This window comes from Citrobacter sp. GW821-FHT07H02 (assembly GCF_059418505.1).
This window is the reverse complement of sequence record NZ_JBWKPZ010000012.1, coordinates 1-13,539: the sequence shown is the minus strand read 5'-3', so window position 1 is coordinate 13,539 and position 13,539 is coordinate 1. Positions and strand designations below refer to the sequence as shown.

Here is a 13,539-nt window from a genome sequence, read left to right as displayed (position 1 = left end):
AACCTTAACCCGGTGAGGAAGATTCCCGTCTTCCCGATCACATAGACGTAAGAAGGTGAACAGCCCCGATGTTGAATACGCTGATTGTGGGTGCCAGTGGTTACGCTGGCGCAGAGCTTGTGACCTATGTAAATCGCCATCCTGATATGACCATAACCGCTTTGACCGTCTCAGCGCAAAGCAATGATGCAGGAAAATTAATCTCTGATTTACATCCGCAGTTAAAGGGCATTGTCGATTTGGCGTTGCAGCCGATGTCTGATATTAGCGAGTTTAGCGCAGGGGTGGATGTGGTGTTCCTCGCCACTGCCCATGAGGTGAGCCACGATCTCGCGCCGCAATTTCTGGCGGCAGGCTGTGTGGTGTTCGACCTCTCCGGTGCGTTCCGCGTTAATGATGGCGCCTTCTACGAGACATATTATGGTTTTACGCATCAGCACCCTGAACTGCTGGAGCAGGCGGTGTACGGTCTGGCTGAGTGGAACGCCGATAAACTGAAAGAGGCAAACCTGATTGCCGTACCGGGGTGTTATCCCACGGCAGCGCAGCTTTCGCTGAAACCACTGATTGATGCCGATCTGCTGGAACTCTCCCAGTGGCCGGTGATCAACGCCACCAGTGGCGTGAGCGGAGCCGGGCGCAAGGCTGCAATCTCGAATAGCTTCTGCGAAGTGAGCCTGCAACCGTACGGCGTGTTTACTCACCGCCATCAGCCGGAAATCGCAACGCATCTGGGGGCAGACGTGATCTTCACGCCGCATCTGGGTAACTTCCCACGGGGCATTCTGGAAACCATTACCTGCCGCCTGAAACCGGGTGTCACGCAGGCTCAGGTAGGGAAGGTATTGCAGCAGGCGTATGGCGATAAACCGCTGGTACGTCTGTATGACAAAGGCGTTCCGGCGCTGAAAAACGTGGTTGGGTTACCGTTCTGCGATATCGGATTCGCAGTACAGGGCGAGCACCTGATTGTTGTGGCAACCGAAGACAACTTATTGAAAGGCGCAGCGGCGCAGGCCATGCAGTGCGCTAACATTCGTTTTGGCTTTGCCGAAACGCAGTCTCTTATTTAAGGGTGCAATGATGAATCCATTGATTATCAAGCTGGGCGGCGTATTACTTGATAGCGAAGAGGCGCTGGAGCGTCTGTTTACCGCGCTGGTGAACTATCGTGAGTCGCATCAGCGTCCGCTGGTCATTGTGCATGGCGGCGGCTGTGTGGTGGATGAGCTGATGAAAGGGCTCAACCTGCCGGTGAAAAAGAAAAACGGCCTGCGTGTGACGCCTGCCGACCAGATCGACATCATTACCGGTGCGCTGGCGGGGACGGCAAACAAAACCCTGCTGGCGTGGGCGAAGAAACATCATATTGCCTCTGTGGGTCTTTATCTTGGCGACGGTGACAGCGTAAAAGTGACTCAGCTCGACGAAGCGTTAGGCCATGTTGGACTGGCGCAGCCGGGTTCGCCTGTGCTGATTAACACCCTGCTGGAAAGTGGTTTTCTGCCGGTGGTTAGCTCAATCGGTGTGACCGAAGAAGGCGAGTTGATGAACGTCAACGCCGATCAGGCGGCGACAGCGCTGGCGGCAACGCTCGGTGCGGATCTCATTCTGCTCTCCGATGTGAGCGGAATTCTCGACGGGAAAGGCCAGCGTATTGCCGAGATGACCGCCGACAAAGCGGAACAACTGATTGAACAGGGCATCATTACTGATGGCATGATTGTGAAGGTAAATGCGGCTCTGGATGCGGCGCGTACGCTGGGCCGTCCGGTGGATATCGCCTCCTGGCGTCATGCGGAACAACTCCCGGCGCTGTTTAATGGTACGCCTATCGGTACGCGTATTCTGGCGTAAGATTCTGTGCCGGATGGCGCTTCGCTTATCCGGCCTACGTGGGCTTGTAGGCCCGGTAAGCGCAGTGCCACCGGGCAAAAATTTGATTATTAAGGAAATTTGTTATGGCACTTTGGGGTGGGCGTTTTACACAGGCAGCGGATCAACGGTTCAAACAGTTCAACGACTCTTTGCGCTTCGACTATCGCCTGGCGGAGCAGGATATCGTCGGCTCTGTGGCCTGGTCCAAAGCGCTGGTAACCGTTGGCGTGTTGACCGCAGACGAGCAGTTGCAGCTTGAAGAAGCACTGAACAATTTGCTGGAAGAGGTACGTCTTGACCCGCAGCAGATCCTGCAAAGCGATGCCGAAGATATTCATAGCTGGGTCGAAGGTAAGCTTATCGACAAGGTCGGCCAGTTAGGCAAAAAGCTGCATACCGGACGTAGCCGCAACGATCAGGTCGCGACCGATCTGAAGCTGTGGTGCAAAGATACCGTCGCGGAGCTGCTGAACGCTACCCGTCAACTGCAAAGTGCGCTGGTGGAAACCGCGCAAAATAACCAGGACGCGGTGATGCCGGGTTATACCCATCTTCAACGCGCGCAGCCAGTCACGTTTGCCCACTGGTGCCTGGCTTACGTTGAAATGCTGGCCCGCGATGAGAGCCGCTTGCAGGATGCGCTTAAGCGTCTGGACGTCAGCCCATTAGGTTGCGGCGCGCTGGCGGGTACTGCTTATGAGATTGACCGTGAACAGCTGGCCGGTTGGCTGGGCTTTGCATCGGCAACCCGTAATAGCCTGGACAGCGTTTCCGATCGTGACCATGTCCTTGAACTGCTGTCCGACGCATCTATCGGGATGGTCCACCTGTCACGCTTCGCAGAAGATCTGATTTTCTTTAATACCGGCGAAGCGGGCTTTGTTGAGCTTTCCGATCGCGTGACTTCCGGCTCTTCTCTGATGCCGCAGAAGAAAAACCCGGATGCGCTGGAACTGATCCGCGGCAAATGTGGCCGTGTGCAGGGCGCACTGACCGGCATGATGATGACGCTGAAAGGTCTGCCACTGGCGTATAACAAAGATATGCAGGAAGACAAAGAGGGGCTGTTCGACGCGCTCGACACCTGGCTGGATTGTCTGCATATGGCGGCGCTGGTGCTGGATGGCATTCAGGTGAAGCGTCCTCGCTGCCAGGAAGCAGCGCAGCAGGGTTATGCCAACGCGACGGAACTGGCGGATTATCTGGTCGCCAAAGGCGTACCGTTCCGTGAAGCGCATCATATTGTGGGCGAAACGGTGGTCGAAGCGATTCGTCAGGGTAAGCCGCTGGAAGCGTTGTCGCTGAATGATTTGCAGAAGTTCAGTGCGGTGATTGGCGATGATGTCTATCCGATCCTGTCGCTGCAATCCTGTCTGGATAAACGGGCGGCAAAAGGAGGCGTTTCGCCGCAGCAGGTTGCTCAGGCGATCGACTACGCGAAAGCGCGCCTGAGTTAACGATTTCTACTCACACTCTCCGGAATACGGGAGAGTGTGAGTTTTCTGTCATATCTGAAATCTCTGCCATTCACGATACTCCTCAATCTTAACCATCCACCATCAGATTAGATAATTAAATCATTATTTGGCATGTCATCACCCTTTCTTTATTACTTCATCTGCTAATGGTTTTTCATCTCTTTTATTGCCGTATGAATTATCAAACTTAAAGTGTTTTAATAAAGGGAGTTATGAATTTTATTGTTGCGGCAGTATTAAGTGGTGTCTATTGGTGATGGCTTGTTGGTAATAACGAAAACCTGTAACGTGTTATTTTAATGATTACTTAGAATAGGGTTAGAGATTCACTTACTATTATTTCTATTATCGGATAGGTCATTTTTTATGTGATCAGTCTTCTGTTTTCAATTTTTTAATCTTGTATGGTAGTAGGTTAAAAGCATAGCATTTTAAGTGCTTATTTACATTTCAGGAAATAAACAATGAAAATTGTAGGCGCTGAAGTTTTTATGACTTGTCCGGGGCGTAATTTTATCACGCTCAATATGACGACTGATGATGGAGGCGTTGGGCCAGGTCTCTCATTTGGCGAAAAGAGAGCAGCAAAACCCCCGCATAAGCCCACATGTTTACCGGTAGCACGTCTGGAAGACGGTACGCTATGGAATGGGTAATTCTTTAAAACACAACGAATAACAACCTCCTCATCCTCACTATTGTTATTGGTTCAGTGTGTAAATCATATTCAAAATAGTAATTGCATTTATTAATCCGCCCGGAGGAACTAAAAATGGATGTTGAAGTATCAGTTGATGCAATTAAAAATAAACCAAAACGAATTAACAATATCCAGACGGTAACATTAGTTTTATTATTCATGGCTGGAATAGTTAATTTCTTAGATCGCTCTTCTCTGAGCGTAGCAGGTGAAGCTATTCGTGGTGAGTTGGGATTATCGGCTACAGAATTTGGTGTGCTACTTTCTGCATTTTCACTTTCTTATGGGTTTTCACAGCTTCCCTCGGGCATTTTGCTCGATCGCTTTGGTCCAAGAATTGTATTGGGTGCTGGCTTAATTTTCTGGTCGTTAATGCAAGTATTAACCGGCATGGTTAACTCATTTAGCCATTTTATCATCATGCGTATTGGTCTTGGCATCGGTGAAGCCCCTTTTATGCCTGCGGGTGTGAAATCCATTACGGACTGGTATGCGCAAAAAGAGCGAGGGACTGCGCTAGGAATTTTTAACTCCTCCACGGTTATCGGCCAGGCTATTGCACCTCCTGCACTGGTTCTTATGCAAATTGCATGGGGGTGGAGAACCATGTTCGTCATTATTGGTGTCGCGGGGATTTTGGTTGGCCTCTGCTGGTATGCCTGGTATCGCAATCGTGCGCAGTTCGTTTTGATGGATGTTGAGCGGGCCTGGCTGTCTGTACCTGCTAAGCCTCGACCTAAACTGCATTTTAGAGAATGGCTGGCGCTTTTCAGGCACCGTACCACCTGGGGGATGATTCTTGGATTCTCAGGCGTCAACTATACAGGCTGGCTCTATATTGCCTGGTTGCCGGGGTATTTACAGGCAGAGCAAGGATTTAGTTTAGCGAAGACGGGCTGGGTGGCAGCCATCCCTTTTCTTGCTGCTGCGGTGGGAATGTGGGTAAACGGGATTGCCGTAGACCGATTAGCTAAACATGGATATGACCTTACGAAAACGCGTAAAACGGCAATTGTTGTAGGTCTGATAATGTCAGCGCTGGGGACTCTGCTGGTTGTTCAATCTTCTACGCCTGCGCAGGCTGTCGCCTTTATTTCAATGGCGCTATTCTGCGTACATTTTGCTGGCACGTCGGCCTGGGGACTGGTTCAGGTTATGGTGTCTGAAACAAAAGTGGCCTCGGTGGCTGCGATTCAAAATTTTGGTAGCTTCATTTTTGCCTCTTTTGCTCCCGTCGTTACGGGGTGGGTGGTGGATACGACCCATTCCTTTAATCTTGCACTGGTGATCGCGGCCTGCGTTACGTTTACCGGGGCGGTTTGCTATTTCTTCATTGTGAAGGATCGCATTGAGTGAAGATCGCTATTTAATGCTTCTCAGGCCCCCTTTATCGGGGGCTTTCCTGCTTACAGCAGGTCGTAATTGACGGCAGTGGTAATGTTTATGCAAAAAAAAAGCGGACCACGGGGTCCGCAAAAGTTCACGTTGGCTTTCGTTATGTCGAGTATGAGAGAAACTCTCTGAACGGGCAGTGGCTTCAAGGGGTTAAAGAGGTACCGCTCCGTTTCTGTGATGTATTATTAGTCAGAAAGCTTGATAGGGATAATCGTTCGTTGCTATGCTACCTATCGCCATGAACTATCGTGGCGACGGAGGATGAATAATGAATATTCGTGATCTTGAATACCTGGTGGCATTAGCCGAACATCGTCACTTCCGGCGGGCGGCGGATTCCTGTCACGTTAGCCAACCGACGCTGAGCGGGCAGATCCGCAAGCTGGAAGATGAGCTGGGCGTGATGCTACTGGAGCGTACGAGTCGTAAAGTTCTGTTCACTCAGGCAGGTTTGCTGCTGGTGGATCAGGCGCGTACCGTACTGCGTGAGGTCAAAGTGCTCAAGGAAATGGCAAGCCAGCAAGGCGAGACAATGTCTGGGCCGCTACATATTGGTTTGATCCCAACGGTTGGCCCTTATTTGCTGCCGCATATTATTCCCATGCTGCATCAGACCTTCCCGAAGTTAGAAATGTATTTGCATGAGGCGCAGACGCATCAGTTGTTAGCGCAACTGGATAGCGGCAAACTCGACTGCGTTATTCTGGCGTTGGTGAAGGAGAGCGAGGCGTTTATCGAAGTCCCGCTGTTTGATGAACCGATGATGCTGGCGATCTATGAAGATCACCCGTGGGCGAACCGCGATCGCGTGCCGATGTCCGATCTGGCGGGTGAAAAGCTGCTGATGCTGGAAGATGGCCACTGTCTGCGCGACCAGGCGATGGGCTTCTGTTTTGAAGCCGGTGCGGATGAAGATACCCATTTCCGGGCGACCAGTCTGGAAACATTACGCAATATGGTAGCGGCAGGAAGCGGGATTACCCTGTTGCCTGCGCTGGCGGTTCCGCGGGAACGTAAGCGTGATGGCGTGGTTTATCTGCCTTGTATTAAGCCTGAACCGCGTCGTACGGTTGGGTTGGTTTATCGTCCAGGATCACCGCTGCGCAGCCGTTATGAGCAGTTGGCGGAGGCCATCCGTGGTTCGATGGATGGCCATTTTGACAACGCGTTAAAACAGGCGGTTTAAACCATTTAACGCCGCTACCCGGTAGGCTTCCGCCATGGTCGGGTAGTTAAAGGTGGTGTTAACGAAGTACTCGATCGTGTTACCACCACCTTTTTGTTCCATGATCGCCTGGCCAATGTGAATAATTTCTGCCGCACGCTCGCCAAAGCAATGGATTCCCAGAATTTCTTTGGTTTCACGATGGAACAGGATTTTCAGCGTTCCGACATTCATCCCAACGATTTGCGCCCGCGCCAGATGTTTAAACTGGGCACGTCCTACTTCATATGGCACTTTCATCGCTGTCAGCTGCTGTTCGGTTTTACCGACAGAGCTGATTTCCGGAATGGTGTAAATCCCGGTGGGGATATCTTCGATAAGATGGGCGGTGGCTTCACCTTTGACCAGCGCGTGTGCTGCGATACGTCCCTGATCGTAAGCTGCAGAGGCAAGACTCGGGTAACCTATCACATCGCCCACGGCATACACGTGCGGTAAAGCCGTTTGGTACATGCTGTTGACTTTCAACTGACCGCGGCTGTCCGTTTCCAGACCAATATTTTCCAGCGCCAGCGAGTCCGTGTTACCGGTGCGACCGTTGGCGTACAGCAGGCAATCCGCTTTTAGTTTTTTGCCGGATTTCAGGTGCATGATCACGCCATCGTCACACCCTTCGATTTTCTCGTACTCTTCATTGTGGCGAATGACGACGCCGCTGTTCCAGAAGTGGTAAGAGAGGGAGTCGGACATTTCCTGATCGAGGAATGCCAGCAGACGATCGCGGGTATTGATCAGGTCGACTTTGACATCCATTCCCCGGAATATTGAGGCGTATTCACAGCCAATGACCCCCGCGCCATAGATCAGCACGTGGCGCGGTTCATGTTGCAGGCTGAGAATGGAATCGCTGTCATACACTCGGGGGTGCGAGAAATCGACATCGCCAGGGTGATACGGACGAGAACCGCAAGCGATGACAAATTTCTCGGCCGTCAACGTTTCTACCGTACCGTCACGGCATTCCAGTGCAAGCGTGTGTTCGTCAACAAAATGGGCGTTACCTTGCAAAATTTCGCAGTGATTACGCTCATAAAAACCCTGCCGCATGCGAGTTTGCTGATTTATTACGTTATCGGCATGGTTGAGAATATCGGCAAAGGAAGAACGAAGCAGTCGGGAATGGTCGCTGTAAAGAGGGTTCTGATTGAATTCGATGATACGGCTGACGGCGTGACGGAGCGCTTTTGACGGGATGGTGCCCCAGTGGGTACAACCGCCGCCAACGTTATGATAGCGCTCAATGACGGCGACGCGCGCTCCAAGCTTAACCAGACCCATTGCAGCGCCTTCGCCGCCGGGGCCTGAACCTATTACTATTGCATCGTAATCGTAGGAATGTGGCATGGTAAGGCTTACCTGTTCTTATACATAAAAGCAACAGGATAGTAACATTATTGCCGGGATAACCCAATTATCGTTGTGCTTTTTTGCGAAGTCGAAGCACAAACTGCGCGTAAACAATCATTCACAATCCGGCGTAAACCCGTTACTTTTAATCTCTGGTATAGTGCCAGACAAGGCATACGGAAGGATTCAGACATCGTGATGGGCGTTAGAGCGCAACAAAAAGAAAAAACCCGGCGTTCGCTGGTAGAAGCCGCATTCAGTCAACTGAGTGCTGAGCGAAGTTTCGCCAGTCTGAGCCTGCGTGAAGTTGCGCGGGAAGCGGGCATTGCGCCAACCTCGTTTTACCGCCATTTCCGTGATGTGGATGAGCTTGGTCTGACGATGGTCGATGAAAGCGGTTTAATGCTACGCCAGCTGATGCGCCAGGCGCGTCAGCGTATTGCCAAAGGCGGGAGTGTGATCCGCACCTCGGTCTCCACATTTATGGAGTTCATCGGCAACAATCCAAACGCCTTCCGTTTATTATTGCGTGAACGTTCGGGTACCTCTGCCGCATTTCGTGCGGCCGTTGCGCGTGAAATTCAACATTTCATCGCGGAACTTGCGGACTATCTTGAACTCGAAAACCATATGCCACGTGCGTTCACTGAAGCTCAGGCCGAAGCCATGGTGACGATTGTCTTCAGTGCGGGTGCGGAGGCATTGGATGTTGGCGCAGAACAGCGTCGGCAATTAGAAGAGCGACTGGTATTGCAACTGCGCATGATTGCGAAAGGGGCATATTACTGGTATCGCCGTGAACAAGAGAAAATGTCACATCACTCCGAGTAACGTGAAGGATGAGCAATGAAACAGTCAGGTCAAGATAAAGGTACGTTATTGCTGGCGCTGGTCGCTGGCTTGTCAATCAATGGTACATTTGCGGCGCTGTTTAGCTCCATTGTGCCATTTTCTGTCTTCCCGTTAATTGCGCTGATACTGGCGGTGTATTGCCTGCATCAACGCTATCAAAATCGCACGATGCCTGTAGGGCTACCAGGTCTTGCTGCCGCCTGCTTTATTCTGGGTGTGCTGCTTTACAGTACCGTGGTACGTGCGGAATATCCGGATATCGGCTCCAACTTCTTCCCGGCGGTGCTGTCGGTGGCTCTGGTGTTCTGGATTGGCTTTAAGGTTCGCAATCGTAAGCAGGAATTGGCAGAGTAATGCAGTAGGCCGGATAAGGCATTTATGCCGCCATCAGGCAATGTTGCCGGATGGCGCTACGCTTATCAGGCCTACAACGGCAACATGTTTTACTTCGCTGTCAGCAAGACCCCGCACTCCATATGGTGCGTATACGGGAACTGATCGAACAACGCCAGGCGTGACACATTGTGCGTCTGGCTTAATGTTTCCAGGTTCTTGCAGAGCGTCTCCGGGTTACAGGAGATGTAGAGGATACGCGGATACGCCTGCACCATTTTTTCGGTTTCACTGTCCAGACCGCTGCGTGGCGGATCGACAAAAATGGTTTCGCACTGATAACTCTTCAGATCAATGCCCTGCAGACGGTTGAATTCGCGCACGCCGTTCATCGCCTGGGTAAACTCTTCCGCAGCCATACGAATAATTTGCACGTTATCAATGTGATTCGCAGCAATATTGTACTGTGCTGCTGCCACTGACGGTTTGGCGATTTCCGTCGCCAGTACGCGGTCAAAATTGCGCGCCAGCGCTAACGAAAAGTTACCGTTACCGCAGTACAGCTCAAGCAGGTCGCCCGCCGATCCTTTGGTGGCATCCAGCGCCCATTCCAGCATGTGAATGTTCATTGCAGCGTTGGGTTGGGTAAAGCTGTTCTCTACCTGGCGGTAAATCATCTCTTTCCCGGCAACCGGTAGACGTTCGTCAATGAAATCCTGGTCCAGCTCAATTTTGGTTTTCGTCGCCCGACCAATCAGATGCACATTCAGATTTTTTGCGCGTAACGCATCCCGTAAGGCTTCGGCTTCTGTACGCCAGGCATCATCCAGTTTTTTATGGTACAGCAGCGTTACCACCGCCTGATTGCTCATCGTCGTGAGGTAATCAATCTGGAACAGCTTGTGGCGTAGGGTGTGATTGTCACGAACGCCTTCAATCATGGCGGTCATCAGTTGGTTAATCAGCTCGCTGGCGGCCGGGAAGCTGTCGACGCGAATGCGGTTTTTGGTCTGCTGATCAAACATGATGTGGTACAGGTCAGCACCGTCATGCCATAAACGAAATTCGGCACGCATACGGTAATGACTGACCGGCGAGCGAAACACTTCCGGCATCAGGTCAGAAAACGGCGCCATCATACTCTGCAAACGGACGACTTTCTCGGCAAGCTGCGCGTCATACTGTTCTGTCGGAAGGTGTTCGGGGGTCATGATGCATCCTGAATAATAAAAGTACGCGGGGATTGTAGGGATTGCTCATCAGATGTCCAGTCATTGATGATTACGGATTTGTGATATCCAGCCTGGACAATAGGTTATAGCAGAATGTAGCATCCGTGCTCCGGTCCTGTGAGTTAAAAGGGAACCCAGTGTAAATCTGGGGCTGACGCGCAGCGGTAAGGAATGATGAGATGGATGCGTAAGCAGACACTGCCGTCAGGTGGGAAGTCTTCATCTCTTTTTATCTTGTATATGGATAATCTTCCAAGCCCGAAGACCTGCCGGCTAACGTCGCATCTGGTTTTCATCATCGCGTACTATCGATGGGGCCTGCGGCATCCTTCTTATATTGTGGATGCTTTACAATGATAAAAAAAACCTCGCTGTTGACGGCGCTCTCCGTCACAGCATTTTCCGGGTGGGCGCAGGATGTTAACCCGGACACCATGGTCGTTACTGCAAACCGTTTTCAACAACCCCTCAGTGCCGTGCTTGCTCCTGTGACTGTGGTCACGCGTCAGGATATTGATCGCTGGCAATCGACTTCCGTGAACGATGTACTACGTCGTCTGCCTGGGGTAGATATTTCTCAAAGCGGTGGATCCGGACAGCTCTCTTCCATTTTTGTTCGCGGGACGAATTCCAGCCATGTGCTGGTGTTGGTTGACGGTGTCCGTTTGAATTTGGCGGGGGTTAGTGGTTCTGCGGATCTCAGCCAGTTCCCGGTGGCTCTCGTTCAGCGTATTGAATACATCCGAGGCCCGCGTTCAGCTATTTATGGTTCGGATGCAATTGGCGGCGTGGTAAACATCATTACAACGCGCGAGAAATCAGGCACAGAGTTGTCTGCCGGATGGGGAACGAACAGTTATCAGAACTATAATATTTCAACGCAGCAACAGGTTGGTGAAAACACACGCGTCACGCTGATGGGAGATTACGCTTATACGCGTGGTTTTGATGTTGTCGCTTACGGTGGTACAGGCGTCCAGCCGCAATCCGATCGGGATGGCTTCCAGAGCAAGACGCTTTATGGTGCGCTGGAGCATAATTTTTCCGAGACATGGAGCGGGTTTGTGCGTGGCTATGGCTATGATAACCGTACTAATTATGACTCTTACTACTGGCCAGGCACACCGCTGATCGACACTCGTCAACTCTATAGCCAGAGCTGGGATGCCGGATTGCGCTTCAACGGCGAGAGCATTCAATCTCAACTGGTTTCCAGTTATAGCCATAGCAAGGACTATAACTACGACCCTGAATATGGTCGTTATGATGATTCCGCGACGCTGGATGATATGAAGCAATATAATGTCCAGTGGTCAAACAGTGTCGTCGTTGGTCACGGTAATGTGGGGACAGGTATCGACTGGCAGAAACAAACCACGACGCCCGGAACGGGTTATGTGGCTGAAGGTAATGAACAGCGCAACACGGGTCTCTACCTGACAGGGCTGCAGCAACTCGGTGACTTCACCTTTGAAGGTGCAGTGCGCAGTGATGATAATTCCCAGTTTGGCCGTCATAGTACCTGGCAAACCAGCGCCGGATGGGAATTTATTGAAGGCTATCGTTTTATTGCTTCCTACGGCACCTCTTACAAAGCCCCGAATCTGGGCCAACTGTATGGCTTCTACGGCAATTCAGATCTTAATCCTGAAGAAAGTAAGCAGTGGGAAGGCGCGTTTGAAGGGTTAACGGCAGGCGTTAGCTGGCGTATTTCAGGTTATCGTAACGATATCGATGACATGATCGATTATGACGATCATGCCCAGAAATATTACAACGAGGGGGAGGTCCGTATTAAAGGGGTTGAGGCAACCGCAAACTTTGATACGGGACCGTTGGCGCATACGCTCAGCTACGATTATGTTGATGCCCGTAATGCCATTACCGACCAACCTCTGCCTCGTCGCTCAAAACAACTGGTCAAATACCAACTTGACTGGCAGGTGCATGATTTTGACTGGGGCCTGACGTACCAGTATTTAGGTACCCGTTACGATACTGACTTTGTCACTTATGAGAATGTCAAAATGGGTGGCGTGAGTTTGTGGGATCTTGCCGTTTCATATCCACTCACCTCACAACTGACAGTTCGTGGTAAAATAGCTAACCTGTTCGACAAAGATTACGAGACGGTTTATGGCTACCCAACTGCAGGACGGGAATACACCTTGTCTGGCAGCTACACCTTCTGATCCACGTCCCACCGTGCTGGTGTTTGATTCCGGCGTTGGTGGGCTGTCAGTTTATGATGAGATTCGGCATCTCCTGCCGGATCTCCACTATATATACGCATTCGATAACGTTGCTTTTCCCTATGGGGAAAAAAGCGAAGAGTTTATCGTTGAGCGCGTTGTTGAAATTGTCACTGCAGTTCAGCAGCGTTACCCTCTCGCGCTGGCCGTGATTGCCTGTAACACGGCCAGTACGGTTTCACTGCCTGCATTACGTGAAAAGTTTGCTTTCCCGGTTGTAGGGGTCGTTCCTGCTATTAAACCGGCAGCGAGACTGACGGCGAATGGTGTGGTGGGGCTACTGGCGACGCGAGGGACGGTTAAACGCCCTTATACCCATGAGCTGATTGCGCGCTTTGCTAATGAATGTCAGATCTCCTTGTTGGGCTCTGCAGAGTTGGTAGAACTGGCTGAAGCCAAGTTACACGGCGCTCCTGTTCCCCTGGAAGAGTTGCGACGCATTCTGCGTCCCTGGCTTCGCATGCAAGAGCCGCCGGATACGGTGGTATTGGGATGCACGCATTTCCCTCTATTACAGGAAGAATTATTACAGGTGCTTCCTGAAGGGACGCGGCTGGTCGATTCCGGTGCTGCAATTGCGCGTCGTACTGCCTGGCTGTTAGAACATGAAGCGCCAGATGCAAAATCAACGGATGCGAATGTTGCGTTTTGCATGGCGGCAACGCCGGAGACTGAACAGTTATTACCCGTTTTACAGCGCTATGGCTTCAAAACGCTCGAAAAACTGGCTGTTTAAATGTGTTTTGCTTAAAAAGAAAACACTTGGAAAATTATTTTAAATTTCCGCTTGTCAGCCTGAAATAACTCCCTATAATGCGCCTCCACTGACACGGAACAACGGCACGCA

At 51.2% G+C, this 13,539-nt stretch carries 11 protein-coding genes, 1 pseudogene and 1 riboswitch; of the genes and pseudogenes, 10 read left to right on the top strand and 2 right to left on the bottom strand.

What is annotated here, in order from left to right; translation table 11 throughout:
• The first annotated feature begins 68 nt into the window (after positions 1-68).
• The 6 genes and pseudogenes from argC to oxyR all read left to right on the top strand — a co-directional run bounded on the left by argC (position 69) and on the right by oxyR (position 6,637).
• A complete protein-coding gene (argC, locus tag AC07NP_RS13260; RefSeq protein WP_494660752.1) occupies positions 69-1,073 on the top strand; it encodes an N-acetyl-gamma-glutamyl-phosphate reductase in 1,005 nt (334 codons plus the stop codon).
• Between the two features lie 7 nt (positions 1,074-1,080).
• A complete protein-coding gene (gene argB, locus AC07NP_RS13255; RefSeq protein WP_494660751.1) occupies positions 1,081-1,857 on the top strand; it encodes an acetylglutamate kinase in 777 nt (258 codons plus the stop codon).
• A 104-nt stretch (positions 1,858-1,961) separates the two neighbouring features.
• Positions 1,962-3,335 carry an argininosuccinate lyase gene (argH, locus tag AC07NP_RS13250; protein WP_494660750.1) on the top strand — a complete coding sequence of 458 codons (1,374 nt, stop codon included), beginning with the start codon at positions 1,962-1,964 and terminating at the stop codon, positions 3,333-3,335.
• Between the two features lie 485 nt (positions 3,336-3,820).
• Positions 3,821-3,916, top strand: a pseudogene (locus AC07NP_RS13245) (starvation-sensing protein rspA); the annotation flags it as partial.
• Positions 3,917-4,128: 212 nt separating this feature from the next.
• On the top strand, positions 4,129-5,412 hold the full coding sequence (locus tag AC07NP_RS13240; RefSeq protein ID WP_494660749.1) for an MFS transporter: 1,284 nt from the start codon (positions 4,129-4,131) through the stop codon (positions 5,410-5,412).
• A 307-nt stretch (positions 5,413-5,719) separates the two neighbouring features.
• Positions 5,720-6,637: a DNA-binding transcriptional regulator OxyR gene (gene oxyR, locus AC07NP_RS13235; protein ID WP_192613843.1), complete on the top strand. Its 918-nt coding sequence runs from the start codon at positions 5,720-5,722 to the stop codon at positions 6,635-6,637.
• Here oxyR and sthA read toward each other — a convergent pair.
• Positions 6,620-8,020 carry a Si-specific NAD(P)(+) transhydrogenase gene (gene sthA / locus AC07NP_RS13230; protein ID WP_203359354.1) on the bottom strand — a complete coding sequence of 467 codons (1,401 nt, stop codon included), beginning with the start codon at positions 8,018-8,020 and terminating at the stop codon, positions 6,620-6,622. The genes oxyR and sthA overlap by 18 nt on opposite strands.
• 198 nt (positions 8,021-8,218) lie before the next feature.
• Between sthA and fabR the strand changes: the two genes are divergently transcribed.
• The gene (fabR, locus tag AC07NP_RS13225) at positions 8,219-8,854 is read left to right on the top strand and encodes an HTH-type transcriptional repressor FabR (RefSeq protein WP_162380271.1); all 636 of its coding nucleotides are present in this window, start codon (positions 8,219-8,221) and stop codon (positions 8,852-8,854) included.
• A gap of 15 nt (positions 8,855-8,869) precedes the next feature.
• Entirely contained in the window at positions 8,870-9,229 is a 360-nt protein-coding gene (locus AC07NP_RS13220; RefSeq protein WP_203359353.1) for a YijD family membrane protein, read from the top strand.
• Positions 9,230-9,318: 89 nt separating this feature from the next.
• On the opposite strand, the gene trmA is transcribed toward AC07NP_RS13220, so the two are convergent.
• Complete coding sequence (gene trmA / locus AC07NP_RS13215; protein ID WP_494660748.1) at positions 9,319-10,419, bottom strand: tRNA (uridine(54)-C5)-methyltransferase TrmA; 1,101 nt, start codon at positions 10,417-10,419, stop codon at positions 9,319-9,321.
• 114 nt (positions 10,420-10,533) lie between these two features.
• Positions 10,534-10,728: riboswitch (cobalamin riboswitch) on the top strand.
• A 65-nt stretch (positions 10,729-10,793) separates the two neighbouring features.
• Between trmA and btuB the strand changes: the two genes are divergently transcribed.
• Together btuB and murI are read left to right on the top strand one after the other, a co-directional pair.
• Complete coding sequence (btuB, locus tag AC07NP_RS13210; RefSeq protein ID WP_494660747.1) at positions 10,794-12,632, top strand: TonB-dependent vitamin B12 receptor BtuB; 1,839 nt, start codon at positions 10,794-10,796, stop codon at positions 12,630-12,632.
• Positions 12,577-13,428 (top strand): glutamate racemase, encoded by an 852-nt coding sequence (gene murI / locus AC07NP_RS13205; RefSeq protein ID WP_192613839.1) that lies wholly within the window; start codon positions 12,577-12,579, stop codon positions 13,426-13,428. The genes btuB and murI overlap by 56 nt, the downstream gene beginning before the upstream one ends.
• Positions 13,429-13,539 lie beyond the last annotated feature (111 nt).

What these genes read in the sequence shown, in the direction of transcription:
- argC (WP_494660752.1), top strand. Translation starts at nt 69, where the DNA reads ATGTTGAATACGCTGATTGTGGGTGCCAGTGGTTACGCTGGCGCAGAG.
- argB (WP_494660751.1), top strand. Translation starts at nt 1,081, where the DNA reads ATGATGAATCCATTGATTATCAAGCTGGGCGGCGTATTACTTGATAGC.
- argH (WP_494660750.1), top strand. Translation starts at nt 1,962, where the DNA reads ATGGCACTTTGGGGTGGGCGTTTTACACAGGCAGCGGATCAACGGTTC.
- AC07NP_RS13240 (WP_494660749.1), top strand. Translation starts at nt 4,129, where the DNA reads ATGGATGTTGAAGTATCAGTTGATGCAATTAAAAATAAACCAAAACGA.
- oxyR (WP_192613843.1), top strand. Translation starts at nt 5,720, where the DNA reads ATGAATATTCGTGATCTTGAATACCTGGTGGCATTAGCCGAACATCGT.
- sthA (WP_203359354.1), bottom strand. Translation starts at nt 8,020, where the DNA reads ATGCCACATTCCTACGATTACGATGCAATAGTAATAGGTTCAGGCCCC.
- AC07NP_RS13220 (WP_203359353.1), top strand. Translation starts at nt 8,870, where the DNA reads ATGAAACAGTCAGGTCAAGATAAAGGTACGTTATTGCTGGCGCTGGTC.
- trmA (WP_494660748.1), bottom strand. Translation starts at nt 10,419, where the DNA reads ATGACCCCCGAACACCTTCCGACAGAACAGTATGACGCGCAGCTTGCC.
- btuB (WP_494660747.1), top strand. Translation starts at nt 10,794, where the DNA reads ATGATAAAAAAAACCTCGCTGTTGACGGCGCTCTCCGTCACAGCATTT.
- murI (WP_192613839.1), top strand. Translation starts at nt 12,577, where the DNA reads ATGGCTACCCAACTGCAGGACGGGAATACACCTTGTCTGGCAGCTACA.